Here is a 24644-nt window from a genome sequence, read left to right as displayed (position 1 = left end):
GATGACCGAATTCGCTTATCGCCGCCACCAGCGTCGAACGTGTCCCTTGTCGGCTTCTGCATGCATTCTTGAGACGCCGGGTTTCGCGTGGCAGATCCCCTTGGACCGGCTCGACACCGGTTCAGGCCGGTTCAAGACGGTTCAGGGACGTGTCCGGGTTATGCCGGGGCCTGGGCCGCGACGAACTCGGCGTAGCGCGGGCAATCGGCCAGCAGCGACTCGTGGGCGTCCATTGGGGCGCGTGAGCCGGTGGCCGAGCCGCCGTGCAGGAAAATCACCTGGTCCGCTTCGGCCGCCGCGTCAACTCGCTGCGACACCGTGATGACCGCCGCGTCGGGGCAACTGGCGCGCAGTGCGGCCCACACATCACGCTGAGTGCGCACATCCAGCGCCGAGAAGGCATCGTCGAGCAGATACACCGAGGGCCGGCGGATGACGGCGCGGGCGATGGCCAGCCGCTGTCGCTGGCCACCGGAGAGATTGACACCGCCCTGCGCAACCGGCATCTGCAGGCCGTCGGGGTGGGCGGCCACGAATCCGTCGGCGGCCGCGATGCGTAACGCCTCCCACATCTCGGCGTTCGTGGCGTCGGGCTTGCCGTAGCGCAGATTGTCGGCAACCGACCCGGCGAACAAGTATCCGCCCTGAGGGACCACCGCGATCGAGCGCAGCTGTTCGGGATCGCAGTCGCGCACGTCGACTCCGTTCACCCGTACCGATCCACCGGTAACGTCATAGAGCCCGGTGAGCAGTGAGATCATCGTCGACTTGCCCGAACCGGTGGCGCCGACAATCGCCGTCACACTGCCCGGCGCGGCGGTGAACGACACGTCACGCAGCACGGCCCGGTCCGCGTCGGGATAGCCGAAACTCACGTTGTGCAATCCGATGACGGCATCATTGCGGGCGGGCGCGCCCCCACCATGGTCGGCTCGGGCCGGTGTCGAGGCCAGGCCGGCGTCGGTCGATAGCACCTCATTGATCCGCTCAAAACTGGCGGCCGCCGCCGGCATGTTGGCCAGTATTTTCGACAGCATCGACGCCGCGGCCAAGATCTGCATCGCATACAGCATGAAAGCGAGTAGCTGCCCCACCCGCATCTGGCCGGCGTCGATGGCCGTCGCGCCGAACCAGACCAGCGCAACGCTGGACAAGCTGATCACCAGGGTGGCAACCGGCGCCAGCAGGGCCTGCCACCGATCGGCGGCCAGCGCGGTCCGCGAGTAGCTGGCGCTGACTTGGCCGAACCGGCCCCGTTCGAACCCGTCGCGAGCGCAGGCGCGGACCACCCGGATGCCCGAAAGCTGTTCGCGTACAACCTGGTTCATTCGATCGAAGAGTTTCTGCAGGCCGCGCTCGTGGGCGATCAGGTGCGACATGATCCATGAGGTGAGCGCCGCCAACACCGGAACCGCCACCAACAGCACCCAGGACAGGGCGGCGTCTTCGTGCGCCGCCATCACGACCCCGCCGATGCCGGTTATCACGGTTGCGATCAGCGTCGTGATGTACTGCTGCAGCGTCGACTCGATCGTTTGTACGTCGGTGGTGGTGCGCGTCAGCAGCGAGGAGGCTCCGAACCTGGACACCTCGAGCATCGACCAACCGGTCACCCGGTCAAACAGCTCCCGGCGCAGGGCACGCCCGAACCCCATGCTGACCAGCGAGCCGAGGTAGACCGCGGCCACCGAGCAGAGCAGCTGAATTCCGCCGGCGGCCAGCATCACCGCCCCCAGCCTGATGATTGTGGCGGTGTCCCCCTGGGCGATGCCGCGGTCGATGATCCTGGCGTCGACGGCCGGCAAGTACAACGCCGCCAGGGTGCCGACCAGCTGCACCGCGGTGACCGCCGCCAAAAGGCGGGGATTACCAGCGACGCACCGCCGCACCAGCCTCAGCGCGGTGGTCGCGGTAGAACTGCGCCGCGCGGCGTGGCTGACCAGGCGCCGCAGCGCCGTATCGCTGGCTGGCACGCCCGGTCCGGGTTGGGCAGCGATCACTGCGGCGTCCTTCCGATGCATCCAGTGGTGCGGTCAACCACAGCGTCAGCGGCGCGCCCTGGCGGATTCTGAAAGGATTCTCAAGACGGTCGACAGCCAGGGCCGGGACCTGGCACACCACGCCCGCGGGTGACCGGCTGCTACGGGTAACGTCGCATCTGTGACCGGGTCAATCCGCTCCAGCACGGCTGGAATCGACGTGCGCCAACTTGGCAGCGTCGATTACCAGACCGCCTGGCAGATGCAACGCGACCTGGCCGACGCCCGCGTCGCCGGCGGCCCCGACACGTTGCTGCTGCTGCAACACCCCGCGGTCTACACCGCCGGACGACGGACCGAGCCGCACGAACGGCCCGGCCCCGTCTTTGCGGGCGCTGCCGGGGACGAGGCGATAGATGTCGTAGACACAGACCGCGGCGGAAAGATCACCTGGCATGGCCCAGGCCAGCTGGTCGGCTATCCGATCATCGGTTTGGCCCAGCCACTCGACGTGGTCAATTACGTTCGGCGCCTCGAAGAATCGCTGATCAAGGCGTGTCTCGACTTGGGTTTGGAGACCAGACGGGTCGAGGGCAGGTCCGGGGTGTGGATACCGGCCGGATCCGGGCGCCCGGAGCGCAAGATCGCCGCCATCGGTGTCCGGGTGTCACGGGCGACAACGCTGCACGGCTTCGCGCTGAACTGCGATTGCGACTTGGCCGCGTTCACCGCGATCGTGCCGTGTGGCATCTCCGATGCCGGGGTGACCTCGCTGTCGGCCGAGCTTGGCCGCACCGTTGGCGTCGAGGAGGTCCGCGGCGCGGTCGCCGACGCCGTCTGCAATGCGTTGGACGGAGCCCTGCCGGTCCGCGACCACCCGGGCGCCCGCGTAGCATCATCAACGTGAATGTCGCTCCGGAGCCCGGTGCCGCCGGCGCTGCGGCTCCGCAGGGCCGCAAGCTGCTGCGCCTGGAAGTGCGCAACGCGCAGACCCCTATCGAACGCAAACCCCCGTGGATCCGCACCCGCGCCCGCATGGGGCCCGAATACACCGAGCTGAAAAACCTGGTTCGGCGCGAGGGCCTGCACACGGTGTGTGAAGAGGCCGGCTGCCCGAACATCTTCGAATGCTGGGAAGACCGGGAAGCCACGTTTTTGATCGGCGGGGACCAGTGCACCCGACGTTGTGACTTCTGCCAGATCGACACCGGAAAACCGGCCCCGCTGGATCGCGACGAGCCGCGCCGCGTCGCCGAGAGTGTGCACACCATGGGCTTGCGCTACGCCACCGTCACCGGCGTGGCGCGCGACGACCTGCCCGACGGCGGCGCCTGGCTCTACGCGGAGACCGTGCGCGCCATCAAGGAGCTCAACCCGTCCACCGGCGTCGAGCTGCTGATCCCGGACTTCAACGGCAAAGCTGATCAGCTTGGCGAAGTCTTCGAGGCCCGCCCGGAGGTATTGGCGCACAACGTCGAAACCGTGCCACGGGTTTTCAAACGGATCCGGCCCGCCTTCACCTATCAGCGCAGCCTGGACGTGCTTACCGCGGCCCGCCAGTTCGGCCTGGTGACCAAGAGCAACCTCATTCTTGGTATGGGGGAAACCCCTGAGGAGGTGCGCACCGCGCTGGTCGATCTGCATGATGCCGGCTGCGACATCATCACCATCACCCAATATCTGCGCCCGTCGCCGCGCCACCACCCGGTCGAGCGCTGGGTACGGCCCGAGGAGTTCGTCGAGTACGCCGAGGGGCTGGGCTTCGCCGGGGTGTTGGCCGGTCCGCTGGTGCGCTCGTCCTACCGGGCGGGCCGGCTCTACGAGCAGGCCCGGTCCCGCAACACCTCGGGAGCCTCGAACTCAGGCTAGCCAGTGCCTACGTATTCTTGACAACTATGGCCAGATCCCGAAATTCCGCTGAAAACAAGGCCGCCAAGGCCGAGGCAAAGGCGGCCCGTAAGGCCGCCGCCCGGGAACGCCGCACCCAGCTTTGGCAGGCGTTCAACCTGCAGCGCAAGGAAGACAAGCGACTGCTGCCCTACATGATCGGGGCTTTCGTCCTGATCGTGGGCATCTCGGTGGCGGTCGGGGTGTGGGCCGGCGGGCTCACCATGATCACGATGATCCCGTTCGGCTTGCTGCTGGGCGGTCTGGTGGCGTTCATCATTTTCGGCCGCCGCGCTCAACGGGCGGTCTACAGCAAAGCTGAAGGCCAGACCGGTGCGGCCGCCTGGGCGTTGGAGAACCTGCGCGGCAAGTGGCGCGTGAGCCCCGGGGTCGCCGCGACCGGCCACTTTGACGCCGTACATCGGGTGCTGGGCCGGCCCGGCGTGATTCTGGTCGGCGAGGGATCCGCGGCCCGGGTCAAACCGCTGCTGGCACAGGAGAAGAAGCGCACCGCTCGCCTGGTCGGCGAGGTACCGATCTACGACATCATCGTGGGCAACGGCGACGGCGAAATTCCGTTGGCCAAGTTGGAACGCCACCTCACCCGCCTTCCGGCCAACATCACGGTCAAGCAGCTGGACTCGCTGGAGTCGCGACTGGCCGCGCTGGGGTCACGGGCCGGCGCCGGCGCGCTGCCGAAGGGGCCGTTGCCCAACGCCGGCAAGATGCGCGGTGTCCAGCGCTCGGTGCGCCGCAGGTAGCTGCGCACACGCTCTGCCCGGGCCAGACCGCCACGGACCGGGGCGCGGTCTCAGCGCCGCACCACCGCCGTGGCCGTCAGCCGGTCGTGGATCCCGCGCCCATCGGCATCGGTGAACAGCGGCGGGACCACCAGGGCGATCAGCAGTCCGCGTCCGGCCAGACGGCCGACCCCGACTGGCATCCGCCCATCCAGCCTCACCACCGCCAGACCGAGCATCAACTGGCCTGGCGTGAATCCGAACAGGCGTACCGCCAATACACTCATCAACAGCCAGATCACCAGGACCACCGTCGACAACATCGCCTGGGGCCAGGCACCGACTCCCACGCCCAGCAGGGCCAGACCGTAGGCCAGCAGCCAGTCGACGCACAGCGCCGCCAGCCGGCGCCCCGTTCCAGCAAGCGATCCCGGCCCGGTTCTCGGGAACCCGAGCGTCTTACCCGGATAGCTGGTGGACGATTCTGTGGTCATCGGCCCGGTCCGCTCGCATGGTTGTGCTTCCCAGCGAGCCGGCCGACGGCTGGCGGGGATATTGTCATCGACAGACCAGTTACGATCTTGCGGGCCATGGCTTCACAATAGGACTCGGCCAGAAGCCGGGGGCTGTTGCCGGGGCTGATGGTCGCGTAACGTCCGCGCAACACGGGGTTGACTGGCGGGCAACAACACCTCCATAGCGTCGGCCGCGAATCACCTAAGCAAAGGAGCACTCAGTGACGGATAAGACGCCCGACGACGTCTTCAAACTCGCCAAAGACGACGGCGTCGAGTTTGTCGATGTGCGGTTCTGCGATCTGCCCGGTGTCATGCAGCACTTCACGATTCCGATCTCCTTCTTCGATGAGGCCGTTTTCGAGGAGGGCCTGGCCTTCGACGGCTCCTCGATCCGCGGATTCCAGTCGATCCACGAGTCCGACATGCTCCTGCTCCCGGACCCCGATACCGCGATCATCGACCAGTTCCGCGAAGCCAAGACGCTGAACCTGAACTTCTTTGTGCATGACCCGTTCACCCTTGAGCCCTACTCCCGCGACCCGCGCAACGTCGCCCGCAAGGCCGAGAACTACCTGATCAGCACCGGCATCGCCGACACCGCCTACTTCGGCGCCGAGGCCGAGTTCTACATTTTCGACTCGGTGGCCTTCGACTCGCGCACCAACGGGTCGTTCTACGAGGTGGACGCCATCTCCGGGTGGTGGAACACCGGCGCAGCCAACGAAGCCGACGGCGGCCCCAACCTCGGCTACAAGGTCCGCCCCAAGGGCGGGTACTTCCCGGTGGCGCCGGTCGACCACTACGTCGACCTGCGCGACAAGATGCTGACCAACCTGATCAACGCCGGCTTCAGCCTGGAAAAGGGTCACCACGAGGTGGGCACCGGCGGGCAGGCCGAGATCAACTACAAGTTCAACACGCTGCTGCACGCCGCGGACGACATGCAGCTCTACAAGTACATCGTCAAGCAGACCGCATGGCAGGCCGGCAAGACCGTGACCTTCATGCCCAAGCCGCTCTTCGGTGACAACGGATCGGGTATGCACACCCACCAGTCGCTGTGGAAGGACGGCACCCCGATGATGTACGACGAGACCGGGTACGCCGGCCTGTCGGACACGGCTCGCCACTACATCGGTGGCCTGTTGCACCACGCGCCTTCGCTGCTGGCCTTCACCAACCCCACGGTGAACTCCTACAAGCGGCTGGTGCCCGGCTACGAGGCCCCGATCAACCTGGTCTACAGCCAGCGCAACCGCTCGGCCTGTGTGCGTATCCCGATCACCGGCAGCAACCCGAAGGCCAAGCGCCTCGAGTTCCGCTGCCCCGACTCGTCGGGCAACCCGTACCTGGCGTTCGCGGCGATGTTGATGGCCGGCCTGGACGGCATCAAGAACAAGATCGAGCCGCAGGCGCCGGTCGACAAGGACCTCTACGAGCTGCCGCCGGAGGAAGCCGCAAACATCCCGCAGGCCCCGACCCAGCTGGCTGCGGTGATCGACCGGCTCGAGGCTGACCACGAATACCTCACGGAGGGTGGCGTATTCACCCCCGACCTGATCGAGACGTGGATCAGCTTCAAGCGCGAGAACGAGATCGAGCCGGTCAACCTGCGGCCGCACCCGTACGAGTTCGCGCTCTACTATGACTGCTAGAGACGTCTAGCGCGCTTCCAAGTCGTGTAACACACACCGGGTACAGCAACCCGCTTGGCGGCCCTCACCGGTCGCCAAGCGGGTTGTCTGTTTTTCGCGCCGGAGTCGCGCGGTGCCACCCTCGCGAGACGTGCGTCGCAAGGGCCGGCGACAGCCGGCAATCGCGCTTGCGGATCCACGCCATCGATTAGGCTCTGCTCAGCACGGCTCGTCGACTCTGGCTTGCTGAATTCTGACTGTTCCTAACCGAACCGGGGGGGCACATGTCGTATGTCATTGCGGCACCAGAAGAGTTTGCCTCGGCGGCAAGGAATTTGGCGAATATCGGCGTGACGATCAACGCCGCCAACGCCAATGCGATCCTCGCGACCACCGAAGTCATCCAGCCCGGCGCCGATGCGGTGTCGGCTGCGATCACCGCACTGATCAATTCGCACGGCTTGGGATATCAGTCGATCAGCCAGCAGACGACGGCGTTTCATGACCGGTTTGTGCAGACCGTCAACGCGGCTGCGGCCAGCTACACAACTACCGATCTCACCGCTGCGTCCCTGCTCAAGCAGCATGCCTGCCGCAGTCAACGCACCCGCGCAGGCGTTGTTTGGGCGGCCGCTGATCGGCAACGGCAGCAATGGCGCTCCAGGAACCGGGGCACCCGGCGGCGACGGCGGAATATTGTTCGGCAGCGGCGGAGCCGGTGGGTCCGGCGCTGGCGGTCAAGACGGTGGAGCCGGTGGGCGGGCCGGGCTCTTCGGCAACAGTGGCGCCGGCGGTCCGGGCGGCTCCGGTGGCCTCAACGGGGGTGCCGGTGGTGCCGGCGGGGTCGGCGGGTTGTTGTTCGGGGCCGGCGGTGCCGGCGGGGCGGGTGGATCGGGGACCTCCGGTATCGGTGGTTTGGGCGGGGACGGCGGTAGCGCCGGTGCCCTGTCGATTTCCGCCGGCGGGGCCGGTGGCAATGGCGGCAGGCTCTACGGCAACGGCGGGGTCGGGGGTAACGGCGGGTTCAGTGGCCCCATCACCGCCGGCGGGGCCGGTGGCACCGGCGGGACCGGGGGCTCCGCCGGACTGCTCGGTGACGGTGGAGCGGGCGGCGCTGGCGGGGCCAGCGGGTTCGCCAGCGGCGGTACCGGCGGCATCGGCGGTACCGGCGGGTTGCTCTTCGGCGCGGCCGGTGACAGCGGCAACGGCGGGTTCGGCGCTGGTGGACGAGGCGGCTCCGGCGGGGCCGGCGGCGACGCCTGGCTGTTCGGCAGCGGCGGCTCCGGCGGCGGCGGGGCCGGCGCCATCAACGACGGCGGCTCCGGTGGGGCCGGCGGCAACGGCGGGCGTCTGTTCGGAGATGCCGGAGCCGGTGGCAGCGGCGGGGCCGACGGAACCAGCTTTCTCGATACCGTAATCGTTAGCAGCAACGGCGGGGCCGGCGGCAATGGCGGCAGCGCCGGGCTGGTCGGCAATGGCGGGGAACGGCGGGGCCGGCGGCGACGGTGGCGGCGCCGGGTTGCTGCTGGGGGCCGGCGGCGCGGGGGGCCAGGGCGGCCTGGGCGGCAACACCGGCGACGGTGGCAATGGCGGCAACGGCGGCAACGCGGCTTTGATCGGTGACGGCGGAAGCGGTGGCGCCGGCGGCGGCGACGCCCGGCTGGTCGGCAGTGGTGGGAACGGCGGCAACGGCGGATTCAGCGCGACGCCGGCCGCCGGCGGCACGGGTGGCGCCGGCGGCGCGGTGTTCGGCTCGGATGGGGTGGCTGGGCTGCCCTGACCGGCGACCGACCCAAAAAGCCGGATTGGCCGTCCGCGCCAGGGCTAGCCGTCGAGCGAAAGGTCCTTGCGGAATCGCGCCATGCCGTCGATCTTCGCGTCCAACCCGGCGTCCGGCCCGGTGTAGAACATCCACGGCATGGTGATGATCCCGGTGATGCCGGCATCCTCGGCACGCTGGTAGTCGGCGGGGGTGAAGGCATCGGTCAGCGGCGTCAGGATGGTGAAATCATCTACCGGCAAGCCGTTTTCGGCACGCAGTTCGCGTAACCTGCCCACCGCCTCGATGGCCCGTTCGGTCTTGATCAAGTCTCCGATCCAGCCGTCGTAGCGGGCGGCGCGGCGCAATGCGATGTCGCTGAGCCCCCCGACGTAGATCGGAATGGGCGGCGGAGTTGGCTGCATCTCCAGGCGCGGAGTTTGGTAGAACCGACCCTCGAATTCCGTCCAGCCCGGTTCCCACAGCCGCTTCATCAGGGCGAGCATTTCGTCGGTACGTTTGCCGCGGGCCGCGAACTGCTCCCCCATCAGAGCGAATTCCTCGGCGCACCAGCCGACGCCGACGCCCAGCTCGACCCGTCCCGACGCCAGAAGTGCGGCAGTGCCAATGGCTTTCGCCGCCGAATAGGGGTTGCGCATCGCGGGAATGTACACGGTGGTGACGAACTTCAGCCGCCGCGTCACCTGCGCAAGCGCACCCACGAGGACCCAGGGGTCGGGCCAGTCGGTGAACGGCTGCCATCGCCGCTGCCCGTCCTTGGTATAGGGGTAGGGGGTCTGCAAGGTCTCCAGGTTGACCACGTGGTCCGGGATCCCGATGCCGTCATAGCCCAGCTCGTCGGCGGCCTTGGCGATCTCGATGATCTCCGGGGTGTTGAGGAAGGCGCTGCTGACGTAGAACTTCACGGGACCTCCCGCGCCCAAGCCGGTTTGATGAAGACCCCCTCGGCCTGCGCCGTGACTCCCTCGGCGTCGGACAGAAATCCGCGCGCAAAGGCTTTGACCCCTTCGGTCCGGTCCACCCAGGCTTCGCAGCGCAGCGGCCCCAGTGGGGTGCCGCGCAGGTATTTCACCGTGATGGTGCCGGTGAACAGGGGCTGGGTCCGTCCCTGGCTGGCCGCCTCGCCAAGCAGATGATCCAGCACCAGTGCGCACACCCCGCCGTGCACCAGGCCGGGCGGACCCTCGTAGGCCGCGCCCAGCACGAACTCGGCCCAGCACCGGCCGTCTGCGGCGTCGGGATCGTGATGGACAACCACCGGCGGTGCTATCGGATTGCACTGGCCGATTACCGCATTTGCCAGCGGAATCGGGCGCGCGTCACCGCGGTAGCTGACCTCGCAGGGCCGGCTCTGCTCGCGGCGCAGCGATTGTGTCACCGCCTCGATCACGGCCCTCGCTTGCAGGATCCCCTCTTCGTCTGCCCGGGTTTGGATGGTGGCGTCGATGAGATCGCGCACGGCCTCGGCCAGGGGTGCGTAGGTCGCCTCGACCCGATCCAGCTCAGCGTCGTCGCTCGAGCCCTCGAACGCGGCGCCCAACCCGGACCAGCCCCTAACTTCCGAACACCTTGCGCACGACGGCTTTCGCGCGCCGGGTTACCCGCAGATAGTTGTCCAGGAACTCGCCACCGTCGTCGTTGTGCCAGCCGGCGGCCACCGCCACCGCGTTGAGCTGACGTCCCGGTCCCGGCAGCTGGTCGGTGGGCTTGCCACGCACCAGCACCAAGGCGTTGCGCGCCCGGGTCGCAGTCAACCAAGCCTGCCGCAGCAGCTTCACCTCGTCCTCGGCGACCAGTTTCGCCTCGGCTATCGCATCCAGTGATTCCAGCGTCGAGGTGTTGTGCAAGGCCTCGATCTCGTGCGCGTTTTGCAGTTGCAGCAGCTGCACGGTCCATTCGATGTCGACCAGCCCGCCGCGGCCCAGCTTGGTGTGCGTATTGGGGTCGGCGCCGCGCGGCAGCCGTTCGGACTCGACCCGCGCCTTGATGCGGCGGATTTCATGCACCGCCTCGGCGGAGACGCCGTCGGGCGGATAGCGGGTGTGGTCTACCAGCAGCAAGAACCGCTGGCCCAGCTCCGCATCGCCGGCGACCGCGTGCGCGCGCAGTAACGCCTGAATCTCCCAGGCCTGCGCCCACTGTGCGTAGTAGGCCTCATAGGACGCCAACGTGCGAACCAGTGGACCGTTGCGGCCTTCCGGCCGAAGGTTGGCATCCACCTCCAGCGGTGGATCGACGCTGGGGGTGCCCAGTTTTGCTCGAACCTGCTCGGCCACCGCGGTGGACCATTTCACCGCCTGCGCATCGGTCACACCGCTGGCCGGTTCACAGACGTACATGACATCGGCATCTGATCCGTAGCTCAGTTCGGAGCCGCCCAGTCTGCCCATGCCGATGACCGCGATGCGGGCCAGGGGCCGTCCCCCCTCGGGGGTGTTGGCCCGGATCATCGCCTCCAGCGCGGATTGCAGGACCGCCACCCACACCGAGGTCAGCGCACGGCACACCTCGGCGACTTCGAGCAGGCCCAGCAGGTCCGCGGAACCGATGCGGGCGAGCTCGCGGCGTCGTAGCGTGCGGGCGGCGGCGATGGCGCGCAACGGATCGGAGTATCGGCCCGCCGAGGCGATCAGTGCCCGGGCAACCGCCGCGGGCTCCGTCTCGAGCAGCTTGGGTCCGGTCCGGCCGTCACCGTAGTTCTGAATCACCTCGGGTGCGCGCATCAAAAGATCTGGCACGAAAGCCGAGGTGCCCAGCACGTGCATCAGCCGCCTACCCACGGTCGGCTTGTCGCGCAGGGTCGACAGATACCAGCTTTGCGGGGCCAGCGCCTCGCTGAGCCGGCGGTAGGCCAACAGCCCGCCGTCGGGGTCTGGGGCATAGGACAGCCAGTCCAACAGCCTGGGCAACAGCACCGACTGCACGCGCGCGCGCCGGCCGCTGTGATTGACCAGCGCCGCCATATGCTTCAACGCGGTCTGCGGGCCCTCGTAGCCCAGCGCCGCCAGCTGGCGCTCAGCCGCCTCCGACGTCATGCCCCGCCCGGCGATTTCCAGCCCGGCCGGGGCAATCGACTCCAGCAGCGGCTGATAGAAGAGCTTCGCGTGCAGCCGCGACACTCGCACGTTCTGATGCTTGAGTTCCTCGCGCAGCATCCCGGCCGCGTCGTGACGGCCGTCGGGCCGGATGTGAGCCGCCCGCGCCAGCCAGCGCACCGCCTCTTCGTCGTCGAATTCGGGGAGCAGGTGGGTGCGTTTGAGTCGCTGCAGCTGCAGGCGATGCTCGAGCAGGCGCAGGAATTCGTAGGAGGCGATCATGTTCGCCGCGTCCTCGCGCCCGATGTAGCCGCCTTCGCCGAGCGCCGACAGCGCGTCCACGGTAGAGGCGACATGCAGCGACTCGTCGCTGCGGCCATGCACGAGCTGCAGCAGTTGCGCGACGAATTCCACGTCGCGCAGCCCGCCGGTCCCCAGCTTGAGCTCGCGCCCGCGGATATCGGCGGGCACCAGCTGTTCCACCCGGCGGCGCATGGCCTGCACCTCGGCCACGAAGTCGTCACGTTCACAGGCGGTCCACACCATCGGCATCAGCGCGGCCAGGTAGCGCTGGCCCAGTTCCGCGTCGCCGACCGCCGCCCGGGCTTTCAGCAGTGCCTGGAACTCCCAGGTCTTGGCCCAACGCTGGTAGTAGGCGATGTGCGATTCGACGGTGCGGACCAACTCGCCGCTGCGGCCCTCCGGGCGCAGTCCGGCATCCACTTCGAAGAACGTCGATGACGCCACCCGCATCATCTCGCCGGCGACGCGGATGCTGATCGGGTCGGCGCGCTCGGCCACAAAGATGACGTCGACATCGCTGACGTAATTCAGTTCGCGGGCGCCGCATTTGCCCATCGCGATGACCGCCAGTCGCGGTGGTGTGCGGTCGCGGCACACCGTCTTTTCGGCCAGCCGCAAGGCCGCCGCCAGCGCGGCGTCGGCGATATCGGCCAGGTGCGCGGCCACCACGGTGAACGGCAGCACCGGTTCGTCTTCGACCGTCGCCGCCAGGTCCAGCCCGGCCAGCACCAGAACGTGGTCACGGTGCAGGGCGCGCAATCGATGTACGGCCGAGGCCGGCGCCGCGGCCACCTCCTCGGCCAGATCCACGAACGACTCGAGCAGCGCCGCGTGTGATGGCAGTGCGACCTTGCCCCTGAGCAACTTCCACGACTGCGGATTGGCGACCAGGTGGTCCCCCAGCGACAGCGAGGAACCCAGCACGGCGAACAGTCGCCCGCGCAGGCTGCGTTCGTTGAGCAGCGCCGCGTTCAGCTCGTCCCATCCGGTGTCGGGGTTCTCGGCGAGCCGTACCAAGACCTTCAGGGCAGCGTCGGCGTCCGGTGCGCGTGATAACGACCAGAGCAGATCCACATGCGCCTGGTCATCGTGTTCGGTCCAACCCAGCTCCGCCAGGCGCGCCCCGGCCAGAGCATCCACCAATCCCAGACGGCCGACGCTGGGCAGCTTTGGTCGCTGCGTCGCGGGCTTCGTCACGTTCATGACGGTAGCGCAAGCCGACCACTGATCGGACCGTCTGGTCCATCAGATTGATTTCACCGCGCCCCGCGGCTACAGCGACAGGTATGTGCTCAGTTCGTATGGGGTGACGTGACTGCGGTAGGTGGCCCATTCACGACGCTTGTTGCGCAGGAAGAAGTCAAAAACATGCTCCCCCAATGCCTCCGCGACCAGCTCGGAGGATTCCATCGCGCGCAGCGCGCTGTCCAGGCTCGTCGGCAGCTCGCGGTAGCCCATGGTGCGGCGCTCTTCGGGCGTCAGGTCCCACACGTTGTCCTCGGCCTGCGGGCCTAGCACGTAGCCCTTCTCCACCCCGCGCAGCCCGGCGGCCAGCAGCACGGCGAACGCGAGATACGGATTGCACGCGGAGTCGGGGCTGCGCACCTCGATCCGCCGCGACGAGGTCTTGTGCGGCGTGTACATCGGCACGCGCACCAGCGCGGAGCGGTTGGCCGCCCCCCAGGAGGCGGCGGTCGGCGCTTCACCGCCCAGGATGAGCCGCTTGTAGGAGTTGACCCATTGGTTGGTCACCGCGCTGATCTCAGAGGCGTGCTCGAGGATCCCGGCGATGAACGACTTGCCCACCTCCGACAGCTGCAGCGGATCGTCGGGGCTGTGGAACGCGTTGACGTCACCCTCGAACAGGCTCATGTGGGTGTGCATCGCCGAACCGGCGTGCTGGCCAAACGGCTTGGGCATGAACGTGGCGCGCACGCCCTCTTCCAGCGCCACTTCCTTGATGACGTAGCGGAAGGTCATCACGTTGTCGGCCATCGAGAGCGCGTCAGCGAACCGCAGATCGATTTCCTGCTGGCCCGGCGCGCCTTCGTGATGGCTGAATTCCACCGAGATTCCCATGAACTCCAGGGCGTCGATCGCGTGCCGGCGGAACTTCGACGCCGATACATGCACCGCCTGGTCGAAATAGCCGGCGTTGTCGATCGGCACCGGTTCCGTCCCGTCCTCGGGGCCGGGGTTGAGCAAGAAGAATTCGATCTCGGGATGTACGTAGCAGGAGAAGCCGAGTTCGTTGGCCTTGGTCAGCTGACGCCGCAGCACGTGGCGCGGATCGGCCCACGACGGCGAGCCGTCCGGCATGGTGATGTCGCAGAAGATCCGAGCCGAATGGTGATGGCCGGCGTCGGTGACCCAGGGCAGCACCTGGAAGGTGGACGGATCCGGGTGCGCCACTGTGTCGGATTCCGAGACCCGGGCAAAGCCCTCGATCGACGATCCGTCGAAGCCGATGCCTTCCTCAAAGGCGCCTTCGAGTTCGGCAGGTGCGATCGCAACCGACTTGAGAAAACCAAGCACGTCGGTGAACCAAAGCCGGACGAAGCGGATGTCACGCTCTTCCAGTGTGCGGAGGACGAATTCCTTCTGCCGATCCATGACTCGAACAGTATGCAAGATGTGTTAAATGCGTGTTACCGATGCCCGGCCAGGCACGTTGCGGAGTGCCCGGGCGAGCGCGCGACCGGCTAGGACCCGCAGCGCAAATTGGCCGGCGGCGGCGTCAAGTTGAGCAAATACCGCACCACCGCGCCGTCAACACAGTCGTTGCCGTCGAATACGGCGGTGTGCTGAGTCCCGTCGTAAGTGATCAGCGGAGCACCCAACTGCCGGGCCAGGTCAACGCCGGCCTGATATGGCGTGGCCGGGTCATGGGTGGTGGACACCACGACAGCCTTGCCCGGCGCCGCGGGCGAGGCCGCATGTGGCACCGACGTCGCCGGCACCGGCCACAACGCACACAGATCACGCGGGGCCAACCCGGTGAACTGCCCGTAACTGAGGAAGGGAGCGGCCTGACGGAACTGTTGGTCGGCCGAGACCCACGAAGCGGCATCCGTCGGTGTCGGCGCGTCCACGCAGCGGATCGCGTTGAACGCGTCCTGGCCGTTGTTGTAGCGCCCCGCGCGGTCACGGCCGTCGTAGTCGTCGGCCAGCAACAGCAGGTCACCGGCGTCGGTACCCCGCTGCAGGCCGAGCAAACCGCTGGTCAGATACTTCCAGCGCTGCGGCGCATAGAGCGCATTGATCGTGCCCGTGGTGGCGTCGGCGTAGCTGAGGCCGCGCGGGTCTGAGGTCTTTGCCGGCTGGCTGACCAGTGGATAGACCAGAGCGTGGTACCGGTTGACCCATTGGGCCGGGTCGGTGCCCAGCGGGCACGCCGGTGAGCGAGCACAGTCGGCGGCGTAGTCATTGAAGGCGGTCTGGAATCCCGCCAACTGTTTGGCGTTTTCGTCGATCGGCCCGGCCATCGGATCGATGGCGCCGTCGAGCACCATCGCCCGGACGTGGGAACCGAACCGTTCGAGGTAGGCGGTGCCTAACTCGGTACCGTAGCTGTAGCCCAGGTAGTTGAGCTGATCGTCGCCCAGCGCCCGGCGGATCATGTCCATGTCGCGTGCGGTGGCCGCGGTGCCGACGTTGGCCAAGAAGCCCAGGCCCATCCGGTCAGCACAGTGTTGGGCCAACTCTCGGTACACCTGCTCGATGTGAGCCACGCCGGCCTGGCTGTAGTCCACCATCGGGTCACGCCGGAACACGTCGAATTCGGCGTCAGTGCGACACCGCAGCGCGGGAGTGGAGTGGCCCACTCCCCTAGGGTCGAATCCCACCAGGTCGAAATGGCGGGCGATCTCGGTGCCCCTCAGCTCGGGTGCCATACCGGCGACCATGTCGACCGCGGACGCTCCGGGCCCGCCGGGGTTGATCAGCAGCGCACCGATTCGCTGGCCCGTCGCGGGAACCCGGATCACGGCCAGTTTGGCCTGTGCCCCACCGGGTTTGTCGTAGTCGATCGGGACCCCTACGGTGGTGCACCGTGCGGTTGGAATCTCACTGACGTTATCGATGAACGGCCCACAGGAGCCCCAGTTCTGCTGCGGCGCTGCTATAGGTATGCCCGGGCTCTGGGTCTGACCGACATCGGGTTCCGGTATCGCGCCCGCCACAGCCAGCGTGGTCGGCAACGCGCCGCAGAGCACCAGCCCAAAAGACAGCAGCGCCGAGCTCAGCGTTCTCAGGCGCAACATGGCGGACATCGTCTCACCCACGGATACCCGTGGCGCCGCGAAATGGTTACGCCTTGGTCTCGTATCTCACTACGTCGGACTACCCGCCAGTTCTGAAGTGTCGGTCTCGATTTCGTGACGACCGACGTGGGCCTCGGCCCGAAGACGTTTCACCATGTGCGGGTAGTGCAGCTCGAACGCCGGTCGCTCCGAACGAATTCGGGGCAGCTCGGTGAAATTGTGCCGAGGCGGAGGGCAACTGGTGGCCCATTCCAGCGAGTTGCCGTGTCCCCACGGATCGTCGACCAGCACCGGTTCGCCAAAGCGCCAGCTCTTGAACACATTCCATACAAACGGCAGCACCGAGACACCGAGGGTGAATGCTCCGATCGTGGAGATGACGTTGAGCGTCTGGAAGCCGTCGGTGGGCAGGTAGTCCGCATACCGACGCGGCATCCCCGAATTGCCCAGCCAGTGCTGGACCAAGAAGGTGGCGTGGAACCCGAGGAAGGTCAGCCAGAAGTGAAACTTGGCCAGCCGCTCGTCGAGCAGGCGCCCGGTCATCTTGGGGAACCAGAAATAGATGCCCGCATAGGTGGCGAACACGATGGTGCCGAACAGCGCGTAATGGAAATGGGCAACCACGAAATAGGTGTCGCTGACGTGAAAGTCCAGCGGCGGGCTGGCCAGCAACACGCCGGTCAGCCCGCCGGCCAGGAAGGTGACCAGGAATCCCAGCGAGAACAGCATCGGTGATTCGAACGTCAGCTGACCCCGCCACATGGTGCCGATCCAGTTGAAGAATTTCAGACCGGTCGGCACCGCGATCAGAAACGTCATGAACGAAAAGAAGGGCAGCAGCACGGCCCCGGTGGCGAACATGTGGTGGGCCCAAACCGCCACGGGCAGTGCCGCAATCGACAGTGTCGCGTAGACCAGCGTCGTATAACCGAAGATCGGCTTGCGACTGAACACCGGGATCACCTCGGACACGATCCCGAAGAACGGCAGTGCGATGACATACACCTCGGGGTGCCCGAAGAACCAGAACAGGTGCTGAAACAGAATGACCCCACCGTTGGCGGGGTCGTAGATGTGGGCGCCGAGGTGACGGTCGGCGGCCAAACCGAACAGCGCCGCGGTCAACAGCGGGAAGATCATCAGCACAAGCAAGCTCGTGACCATGATGTTCCAGGTGAAGATCGGCATCCGGAACATCGTCATTCCCGGAGCACGCAGGCACACCACGGTGGTCAGCATGTTGACTCCCCCGAGGATGGTGCCCAGTCCACCGACCGCCAGGCCCAGAATCCAAAGGTCCGGCCCCACACCGGGACTGTGAGCGGCGTTGGACAGTGGCGTGTAGGCGGTCCACCCGAAGTCGGCGGCGCCTCCGGGCACGATGAATCCGCTCAAGGCGATCAACGCGCCAAAGACAAAGAGCCAGAACGACAATGCGTTGAGCCGCGGGAAGGCTACGTCGGGTGCGCCGATCTGCAAGGGCAGAACCAGATTGGCGAATCCGAACACCACCGGGGTCGCGTAGAACAGCAGCTGGCGGTGCCGTGCATGGTGAACAGCTGGTTGTACTGCTCGTTGGACAGGAACTGTAGCCCCGGTGTGGCGAGCTCCGCGCGCATCAGCAACGCCATCAAGCCGCCGATGAAGAAGAAGATGAAGCAGGCGACCATGTACATGATGCCGATCATCTTGTGGTCGGTGGTGGTGATGATCTTGTAGATCAGGCTGCCTTTGGGCCCCATTCGCGGCGGAAATGGCCGGCGGGCTTCGAGATCGTGGGCAGGCGGCGCTTCGGTGGTCATTGATCAGCTCCAAAGGCAACGGTGACCGAATAGCTTTGGACAAGCCGCCCAAGTATTCCGGGCCGGCGCTGCACCGCCCTAGGGCCAATAGTCCCTAACCGCGGCGTCCGGCGCGGAGCTGGTTACCCGGTGTTATCGCACGCCTAGCACTTCGCGCCGCGCGGTGGCGTGGTGCCGCCGATCAGATAAGCCGTGACGTAGTCGTCGATGCAGCTGTCGCCCTGGAACACCACCGTGTGCTGGGTTCCGGCGAAAGTGAGCAACGAACCATGCAGCTGGTTCGCCAGATCCACCCCGGCCTTGTACGGCGTGGCCGGGTCGTGGGTGGTGGACACGATCACGGTCGGCACCAAGCCCGGCACCGACACCGCGTGGGGCTTGCTGGTCGGAGGGACCGGCCAGAACGCGCAGGTGCCAAGGGGGGCGTGGCCAGTGAACTTCCCGTAGCTCATGAACGGCGCGATCTCGCGCGAGCGGCGGTCTTCGTCCACGATCTTGGCGCGATCGGTGATGGGTGGCTGGTCAACACAGTTGATCGCCACACGCGCGTCGGTGGCGTTGGTGTAGTGGCCGTGCGAGTCGCGACGCATGTACATGTCGGCCAGGGCCAGCAGGGTGTCACCACGATCCTCGGTCAGCTCGGTGAGACCGTCGGTCAGGTGCTGCCACAGGTTGGGCGAATACAGCGCCATGATGGTGCCCACGATGGCGTCGCTGTAGCTGAGCCCGCGCGGGTCCTTGGTCCGAGCCGGCCTGCTCACCTGCAGGTTGTTCGGGTCGACGAGCTTGTCGACCAGGCTGTGGTAGACGGCGACGGCCTTGGCCGGGTCGGTACCCAATGGGCAGCTGTCGTTCTCGGCGCAGTCGGCGGCATAGTCGTTGAACGCTTCCTGAAACCCCTTGGCCTGCCGCAGGTCCGCCTCTATGGGATCGGCATTCGGGTCGACCGCACCGTCGAGGATCATCGCCCGCAACCGGTGCGGGTAGGCCTCGGCATACGCCGAACCGATCCGGGTGCCGTAGGAGTAGCCGAGGTAGGTCAGCTTGTCATCGCCGAGCGCCGCGCGGATGGCATCGAGGTCCCGTGCCACGTTGACCGTGCCGACGTTTTCCAGGAAGTTCTTGCCCATCTTGCCGACACAGCGGGCAACGAACTGCTTGGTTTCCTCCTCCATCCGCGCGACGCCGGCCTCGCTGTAGTCGACCTGCGGCTCCGCGCGCAATCGGTCGTTGTCCGCGTCGGAGTTGCACCACAACGCGGGACGCGAGGACGCCACTCCGCGTGGGTCGAATCCAACCAGGTCGAAGCGCTCGTGGACGCGCTTGGGCAACGTCTGGAAGACGCCGAGCGCTGCCTCGATGCCGGATTCACCGGGCCCGCCGGGGTTGATCACCAAGGAACCGATTTTGTCGCCCGTGGCCGGAAAGCGAATCAACGCCAGCGCCGCGACATCGCCGCGGGGTTGGCGGTAGTCGACCGGCACGGCGAGTTTGCCGCACAGCGCTCCGCCGGGAATCTTCACGTTCGGATTGGAGCTGCGGCACGGTGACCACTGGATCGGCTGGCCGAGCTTCGGCTCGGCCATGCGGGCGTGCCCGCCAACGACGCGGATGCAGCCGGTCAGGACGAGCGCCACGCTGGCGATCGCGGTCCATATCAGCAGCATTCGCGCGAGCTTGTCGCGGCGAGACAGGAACATGGCAACCTATGGTGCCAGAGAACACGGTAAATGCTGGTTAACCACCGTCACCGCGCCCGTCATCCGGTCTCGGCCAGCAGTTCTTCCATTACGGTGGCGAATTCGTCGGCCATTTGCCACAAATCCGGAAGCAGCTCCGGGCAGGCCACCAGCCCGACGTCGAGTTTGCCGTTCAGCGACATCACCGTGACGTTGAGGCCCGAACCGTGGAAGATGGGCCCCAGCGGGTACATCGCCTTGACCTCACATCCCAGCATGTACAGGGGCAGCTGCGGGCCCGGCACATTGGAGACCACCAGGTTGTGCACGGGCAGGCTTTCGGTCAGCCGGCTGCTTGCATAGACACGCATGGCGGCGCCGAAGACCGCCGGCGCGGCAAATTGCGACCAGTCCTGAAGCAGCGTGGCGCCGATCGCCGAACTGTGGCCCTTGGCAACCGTATTGCCGTGCGCGATGGCGTTCAGCCGCTCGGCCGGATCGGCGATCTCGGTGTGCAGGCTGGAAAACATCGCCGATACCTGGTTACGGCCGGGACGGTCGGACTTGCCGTGCACCGACACCGGCACCGGCACCACCAACGACGACGTGGGCAGTGCGTCCCGGTCCGCCAGGTAATTGCGCAGCACGCCGGAGACCAGCCCCATCACCACGTCGTTGACCTTGACGCCGAAGTGATTCTTCAGCGCCTTGATGTCCTCGAGATCCAGCTCCGCGTAGGCAACGGCGCGCCGGCCGCTGACGCGGGCGTTGAACACCGTGCGCGGCGCGGTGAATGGACGCGCCATGGTCAGGCCTTCGCGCGCCCGCAGCAGGGTGGACACCACCGAGGACACCGTTTCGGGCACCACATTGGCCAGCTGCAACGGCCGGGTGGCGAACCTGAGCAGGCCCCCGGCGGCGATCTGCCAATCGGTGGCACCGCCGACCCCGTCGACCGGATCCGGGGCGGGAGCGTCGGCTTCGGTGGTGCACAGCTGCGACATCAGGTTGGCACCGGTCACGCCGTCGACCGCGGCATGGTGCACCTTGGTCAGGACCGCCAGGCGCCCGTCGTGGTGGCAGTCGGTGCCTGCCACTCCTTCGATCACCCACATCTCCCAGAGCGGGCGGCTGCGGTCCAACGGCAGTGAGGCGATGTGACCGCAGATTTGGGAGAGCTCGGCCCGGCCCCCCGGTGGGGGCAGGCCGATACGGTGCAGATGCCGATGCAGCTGGAAGTCCTCGTCGTCCACCCATACCGGGTGATCGAGGTTCAGTGCGCTGTTGGCCAGCTTTTCGCGGAATTCCGGCATCGCCTTGATCCGCAGTGCCAACGCGTCCTGCAGCCGGTCGAACGTGTAGCCGCCGGGCATCGTCGACGTGTCCAGCTCCATGATCGAGCAGACGTGCATCGGCTGATTCGAGGTTTCCAGGTACAAGAAGCTGGCGTCGAGGCCACTAAGCCGCTGCATTCCGCCAATGGGTAGGCCGTGCGCGGGCTCACAGTGCATCCGTGCGTAAGAAATGGCAGACTAGCCAGGTCAGATGAACCCGGGGACCCGGATATCAGCTTGTGCTGAGGGCCACGAGGATCTACCCGACCAACAGCTAGGGGCAATGATGTCTGAGCAGATCTCTGAGCAGTCTGAGCAAAATGTCTATGGCGCGTGCCCGCCGGTGCCCGCCGGTGAGTCGTCGCCTTCCGCGGCCAGCGCGCCGCGGACCAAGGTGCGAACCCACCACCTGCAGAAATGGAAAGCCGAAGGCCACAAGTGGGCCATGCTCACGGTCTATGACTACTCGACCGCGCGGGCCTTCGACGACGCAGGCATCCCGGTTCTATTGGTCGGCGACTCCGCCGCCAACGTCGTGTACGGCTACGACACCACGGTGCCGATCTCGATTGATGAGCTGATTCCCCTCGTGCGCGGTGTGGTGCGCGGCGCCCCGCACGCGTTGGTCGTCGCCGACCTGCCGTTCGGCAGCTACGAGTCCGGACCTTCGGCCGCGCTGGCGGCGGCCACCCGATTCATGAAGGAAGCCGGTGCCCATGCCGTCAAGCTCGAGGGCGGCGAGCGGGTGGCCGAGCAGATCGCGTGCCTGACCGCGGCGGGCATCCCGGTGATGGCCCACATCGGCTTCACCCCACAGAGCGTGAACACCTTGGGCGGGTTCCGGGTGCAGGGCCGCGGTGACGCCGCGGAACAAACGATCGCCGACGCGATCGCCGTCGCCGAAGCCGGGGCATTCTCGGTGGTGATGGAAATGGTGCCCGCGGAATTGGCCACCCAGATCACCGGCAAGCTCACCATCCCGACCATCGGAATCGGCGCCGGCCCGAGCTGCGACGGCCAGGTCCTGGTTTGGCAGGACATGGCCGGCCTCAGCAGCGGCAAGGCCCCCCGATTCGTCAAGCGCTACGCGGATGTCGGCGGCGAATTACGCCGCGCCGCGGTGCAATACGCGCAAGACGTGGCCGGTGGCGTATTTCCCGCCGAGGAGCACTGCTTCTGATTCTCCCCTACTGCTGACACCGATCCCGAAAGTCGGTCAGCGGCTGGCGAATGCCCTGTAGCTCGGCGTGTACGCCGGGGTTGGCGTCCATGTACTGCTGCAGTTGGTCACGGATGTCGTCGCGAGGCTGACCTCGCAGACCGGTGAAGTAGTCGTTGACCTCGGGATGGCTGAACAGGTACACCGAAGTCGCTGCGGCAACCCCGGCAGACACCCCGGCCAGGTCCGCCGCCGTGCAGTTCGGCGGTGCCGGTGCGGGAACGGGAGCGGGATCATCCGGATCTGCCCCGGCGACCGCGGACGCGAAGCCGGCTGCGCCCAGGAACATCGCGCCGGCAACGATCCCACCGGCGACCAGGCGCGATCTGGCAGCACCGAACAACACCATGAACGACTCCTTCATCAAGTAACCGAAGGCCGCCGGGACGGCCCGCATCGCACACGATAGGTGCTTTCGGGCCGGCGCAGGAACCGAATGGTGTGTGGCGTCGGCAACCGAACCTTGAGGCTCACGCGTCACCTAGGTGTGGCACTCTATGATGCCTATCCACGATTTCATGTCCGCGGATCTGTGGCCTGACCGGAGGCGAAAATGCCTGTAAAGGCGCCGAAGACGGCGCGTCACTTGGAGGTCGAGCGCAAGTTCGACGTCGTCGAGTCGACGGTATCGCCCTCGTTCGAAGGCATTGCGGCGGTGGCTCGTGTGGAAAGGAAGCCGGTCCAGGCGCTGGATGCGGTGTATTTCGACACCGCAGACCAGGACCTCGCGAGCAATCGGATCACCCTGCGGCGGCGCACCGGTGGCTCCGACGCCGGCTGGCATCTCAAGCTGCCGGCCGGTGGTGACGCCCGCACCGAGCTGCATGCGCCGATCACGGAGCCGGACACATCCGGGTCCTTGGGGGCGCCGACCCAACACCGCGTTCCGGCGGAGCTGCTCGATGTGGTGTTGGCGATCGTGCGTGATCGCCCGCTGCAGCCGGTCGCGCGCATCAGCACACAGCGCGCGAGCCAGTTCTTATACGGCGTTGACGGAGCACCGCTCGCGGAGTTCTGCGATGACCACGTCACCGCCTGGTCGGCTGGTGCCGGTCCGGATGCCGAACCGGCGCAACAACAGTGGCGCGAGTGGGAGCTGGAGCTTTCGGACCCGAGCCAGAGCGTCAGTCGCGAACTGCTGGACCGGCTGAGCAACCGGCTGCTTGACACCGGAGCGGCACCGGCTGGGCACGGCTCCAAGCTGGCTCGGGTGCTGGGTTCGACCTCGCCGTGGGCGGGCCGGCCCGAACCGGCGGATCCGGTGCACCGCGCGGTGGCCCGCTACGTTGCGGAGCTGCTGGTGTGGGATCGCGCCGTGCGCGCCGACGTCGACGATTCCGTCCATCAGATGCGGGTAACCACGCGCAAGATTCGCAGCCTGCTCGCGGATTCGCAGGATTCGTTCGGATTGGCCGACAAGGCGTGGGTTCTCGACGAGCTGCGCGAACTCGCCGCCGTGCTGGGGGTGGCCCGTGATGCCGAGGTGCTTGGCCAGCGCTACCAGCATGCCCTGGAGAGGCTAGACCCGACGCTGGTGCGCGGACCCGTCTACGAGCGTCTGGTCGACGGGGCCCGGCACCGCTACCACGCCGGGCTGCGGCGGTCGCTGGTGGCCATGCGGTCCAAGCGCTACTTCCGCCTGCTCGATGCCCTCGACGCCATCGCGGCCGCGTATCCGGCCGACACCGCCGCCGCGGGGGCTGAGCCGGCCCCACCCCCGAGTATCGAGGCGGCCTACCGACGGGTCCGCAAGGCCGCCAAACTCGCCAAGGCGGCCGCCAAGGCGCCAAGTTCGCCGGCCGAGTCTGCCGCCGTGGACGCGGGTGCCCACCTCGGCCCCAACGAGGCGCTGCACCGAATCCGCAAGCGCGCCAAGAGGCTGCGCTACACCGCCGCGGCCACCGGAGCCGTCCAGGTCTCCAGCCAGGCCAAGGCCATCCAGACGCTGCTCGGCGATCACCAGGACAGCGTGGTCAGCCGAGAGCACCTGCTCCACGAGACCGATGCGGCGCACGCCGCGGGCCAGGACACCTTTACCTACGGTCTGCTGTATCAGCGGGAGAGCGATCTGGCCGAGGGTTGCCGGCAGCGGCTCGACGCCGCCCTGCACCGGCTCGACAAGTCGGTACGCAAGACCCGACGCTGAGCGCGGGTGGGCAAGTCAAACGCCATCCCACGCGCAGCATCAGGGCTCCGACGAACAAAGCGAAGGCCAGTAGTGCGAGCAGGCCCAACACGTTGGTCATCAGGCGGGCACAGCTGGCCGCGTCACGGTGAAGCTGCCGGGTGTGGCACCGCCACGGATCAGCGCCAGCTCGCGCGCGGCTGTCGCAGAGTCGGCCGACAATCCCGGCGTCTCGATCACGTCGGCGGTGGCTGCCCAGCGGGCGCTGGAGCTGCCGGCACCGATGGGCATCGCGACCGGCGAAGCCGGGCTGCGCGATGGGGATTACGTCGGTGCGGTACTGAATC

At 67.0% G+C, this 24644-nt stretch carries 17 protein-coding genes and 3 pseudogenes; 8 read left to right on the top strand and 12 right to left on the bottom strand.

Annotated elements, in window-relative coordinates; genetic code table 11:
* Positions 1-158 precede the first annotated feature (158 nt).
* Entirely contained in the window at positions 159-2000 is a 1842-nt protein-coding gene (locus MMSP_RS13555) for an ABC transporter ATP-binding protein (RefSeq protein WP_020787072.1), read from the bottom strand.
* Positions 2001-2160: 160 nt separating this feature from the next.
* Between MMSP_RS13555 and lipB the strand changes: the two genes are divergently transcribed.
* The 3 genes from lipB to MMSP_RS13540 are packed head-to-tail and all read left to right on the top strand — an operon-like array spanning position 2161 to position 4627.
* Positions 2161-2886: a lipoyl(octanoyl) transferase LipB gene (lipB, locus tag MMSP_RS13550; RefSeq protein WP_020787071.1), complete on the top strand. Its 726-nt coding sequence runs from the start codon at positions 2161-2163 to the stop codon at positions 2884-2886.
* Positions 2883-3848 (top strand): lipoyl synthase, encoded by a 966-nt coding sequence (lipA, locus tag MMSP_RS13545; RefSeq protein WP_020787070.1) that lies wholly within the window; start codon positions 2883-2885, stop codon positions 3846-3848. The genes lipB and lipA overlap by 4 nt, the downstream gene beginning before the upstream one ends.
* A 26-nt stretch (positions 3849-3874) precedes the next feature.
* Complete coding sequence (locus MMSP_RS13540; RefSeq protein ID WP_011739516.1) at positions 3875-4627, top strand: DUF4191 domain-containing protein; 753 nt, start codon at positions 3875-3877, stop codon at positions 4625-4627.
* 50 nt (positions 4628-4677) lie between these two features.
* On the opposite strand, the gene MMSP_RS13535 is transcribed toward MMSP_RS13540, so the two are convergent.
* Positions 4678-5100, bottom strand: coding sequence for an RDD family protein (locus MMSP_RS13535; RefSeq protein ID WP_020787069.1), 423 nt, complete (start codon positions 5098-5100; stop codon positions 4678-4680).
* A 242-nt stretch (positions 5101-5342) separates the two neighbouring features.
* Here MMSP_RS13535 and glnA (MMSP_RS13530) point away from each other — a divergent pair, with 242 nt between their 5' ends.
* The 3 genes and pseudogenes from glnA (MMSP_RS13530) to MMSP_RS29580 all read left to right on the top strand — a co-directional run.
* Entirely contained in the window at positions 5343-6779 is a 1437-nt protein-coding gene (gene glnA / locus MMSP_RS13530) for a type I glutamate--ammonia ligase (RefSeq protein WP_020787068.1), read from the top strand.
* A gap of 263 nt (positions 6780-7042) precedes the next feature.
* Positions 7043-7261 (top strand): annotated as a pseudogene (locus MMSP_RS29830) (PE family protein); the annotation flags it as partial.
* A gap of 55 nt (positions 7262-7316) precedes the next feature.
* Positions 7317-8538: pseudogene (locus tag MMSP_RS29580) on the top strand (PGRS repeat-containing protein); the annotation flags it as partial.
* 44 nt (positions 8539-8582) lie between these two features.
* On the opposite strand, the gene MMSP_RS13520 reads toward MMSP_RS29580, so the two are convergent.
* The 8 genes and pseudogenes from MMSP_RS13520 to MMSP_RS13485 form a co-directional block, all read right to left on the bottom strand.
* Positions 8583-9443 (bottom strand): TIGR03619 family F420-dependent LLM class oxidoreductase, encoded by an 861-nt coding sequence (locus MMSP_RS13520; protein WP_020787065.1) that lies wholly within the window; start codon positions 9441-9443, stop codon positions 8583-8585.
* Positions 9440-10078 (bottom strand): PaaI family thioesterase, encoded by a 639-nt coding sequence (locus MMSP_RS13515; protein WP_015356200.1) that lies wholly within the window; start codon positions 10076-10078, stop codon positions 9440-9442. Before MMSP_RS13515 ends, MMSP_RS13520 begins: the two co-directional genes overlap by 4 nt.
* Before the next feature lie 13 nt (positions 10079-10091).
* Entirely contained in the window at positions 10092-13079 is a 2988-nt protein-coding gene (locus tag MMSP_RS13510) for a bifunctional [glutamine synthetase] adenylyltransferase/[glutamine synthetase]-adenylyl-L-tyrosine phosphorylase (RefSeq protein ID WP_020787064.1), read from the bottom strand.
* Between the two features lie 69 nt (positions 13080-13148).
* The gene (gene glnA, locus MMSP_RS13505) at positions 13149-14489 is read right to left on the bottom strand and encodes a type I glutamate--ammonia ligase (protein WP_012394948.1); all 1341 of its coding nucleotides are present in this window, start codon (positions 14487-14489) and stop codon (positions 13149-13151) included.
* Positions 14490-14578: 89 nt separating this feature from the next.
* The gene (locus MMSP_RS13500; RefSeq protein WP_020787063.1) at positions 14579-16147 is read right to left on the bottom strand and encodes an alpha/beta hydrolase; all 1569 of its coding nucleotides are present in this window, start codon (positions 16145-16147) and stop codon (positions 14579-14581) included.
* A gap of 60 nt (positions 16148-16207) precedes the next feature.
* Positions 16208-17940, bottom strand: a pseudogene (gene ctaD, locus MMSP_RS13495) (cytochrome c oxidase subunit I).
* A gap of 143 nt (positions 17941-18083) precedes the next feature.
* On the bottom strand, positions 18084-19640 hold the full coding sequence (locus MMSP_RS13490) for an alpha/beta hydrolase (RefSeq protein ID WP_020787060.1): 1557 nt from the start codon (positions 19638-19640) through the stop codon (positions 18084-18086).
* Between the two features lie 59 nt (positions 19641-19699).
* A complete protein-coding gene (locus tag MMSP_RS13485) occupies positions 19700-21091 on the bottom strand; it encodes a wax ester/triacylglycerol synthase family O-acyltransferase (RefSeq protein ID WP_020787059.1) in 1392 nt (463 codons plus the stop codon).
* Positions 21092-21239: 148 nt separating this feature from the next.
* Between MMSP_RS13485 and panB the strand changes: the two genes are divergently transcribed.
* Entirely contained in the window at positions 21240-22133 is an 894-nt protein-coding gene (gene panB / locus MMSP_RS13480; protein ID WP_011739506.1) for a 3-methyl-2-oxobutanoate hydroxymethyltransferase, read from the top strand.
* A gap of 7 nt (positions 22134-22140) precedes the next feature.
* Here the strand turns inward: panB and MMSP_RS13475 are convergent, their stop codons facing one another.
* The gene (locus MMSP_RS13475) at positions 22141-22569 is read right to left on the bottom strand and encodes a heme-binding protein (protein WP_020787057.1); all 429 of its coding nucleotides are present in this window, start codon (positions 22567-22569) and stop codon (positions 22141-22143) included.
* A 156-nt stretch (positions 22570-22725) separates the two neighbouring features.
* Between MMSP_RS13475 and MMSP_RS13470 the strand changes: the two genes are divergently transcribed.
* Positions 22726-24318, top strand: coding sequence for a CYTH and CHAD domain-containing protein (locus MMSP_RS13470; protein WP_036426495.1), 1593 nt, complete (start codon positions 22726-22728; stop codon positions 24316-24318).
* A gap of 99 nt (positions 24319-24417) precedes the next feature.
* Here the strand turns inward: MMSP_RS13470 and MMSP_RS27515 are convergent, their stop codons facing one another.
* Positions 24418-24588: a hypothetical protein gene (locus MMSP_RS27515; protein ID WP_015356207.1), complete on the bottom strand. Its 171-nt coding sequence runs from the start codon at positions 24586-24588 to the stop codon at positions 24418-24420.
* Positions 24589-24644 lie beyond the last annotated feature (56 nt).

Source organism: Mycobacterium sp. 012931, from assembly GCF_000419295.1.
GTDB classification, from domain to species: domain Bacteria; phylum Actinomycetota; class Actinomycetes; order Mycobacteriales; family Mycobacteriaceae; genus Mycobacterium; species Mycobacterium marinum.
The sequence above is the reverse complement of the archived record's forward strand: the minus strand, read 5'-3'. Positions and strand labels throughout refer to the sequence as shown.

What these genes read in the sequence shown, in the direction of transcription:
- MMSP_RS27515 (WP_015356207.1), bottom strand. Translation starts at nt 24,588, where the DNA reads ATGCCCATCGGTGCCGGCAGCTCCAGCGCCCGCTGGGCAGCCACCGCC.
- MMSP_RS13470 (WP_036426495.1), top strand. Translation starts at nt 22,726, where the DNA reads ATGCCTGTAAAGGCGCCGAAGACGGCGCGTCACTTGGAGGTCGAGCGC.
- MMSP_RS13490 (WP_020787060.1), bottom strand. Translation starts at nt 19,640, where the DNA reads ATGTTCCTGTCTCGCCGCGACAAGCTCGCGCGAATGCTGCTGATATGG.
- MMSP_RS13500 (WP_020787063.1), bottom strand. Translation starts at nt 16,147, where the DNA reads ATGTCCGCCATGTTGCGCCTGAGAACGCTGAGCTCGGCGCTGCTGTCT.
- MMSP_RS13510 (WP_020787064.1), bottom strand. Translation starts at nt 13,079, where the DNA reads ATGAACGTGACGAAGCCCGCGACGCAGCGACCAAAGCTGCCCAGCGTC.
- panB (WP_011739506.1), top strand. Translation starts at nt 21,240, where the DNA reads ATGTCTGAGCAGATCTCTGAGCAGTCTGAGCAAAATGTCTATGGCGCG.
- MMSP_RS13475 (WP_020787057.1), bottom strand. Translation starts at nt 22,569, where the DNA reads ATGCGGGCCGTCCCGGCGGCCTTCGGTTACTTGATGAAGGAGTCGTTC.
- MMSP_RS13540 (WP_011739516.1), top strand. Translation starts at nt 3,875, where the DNA reads ATGGCCAGATCCCGAAATTCCGCTGAAAACAAGGCCGCCAAGGCCGAG.
- MMSP_RS13485 (WP_020787059.1), bottom strand. Translation starts at nt 21,091, where the DNA reads ATGCAGCGGCTTAGTGGCCTCGACGCCAGCTTCTTGTACCTGGAAACC.
- MMSP_RS13535 (WP_020787069.1), bottom strand. Translation starts at nt 5,100, where the DNA reads ATGACCACAGAATCGTCCACCAGCTATCCGGGTAAGACGCTCGGGTTC.
- glnA (WP_012394948.1), bottom strand. Translation starts at nt 14,489, where the DNA reads ATGGATCGGCAGAAGGAATTCGTCCTCCGCACACTGGAAGAGCGTGAC.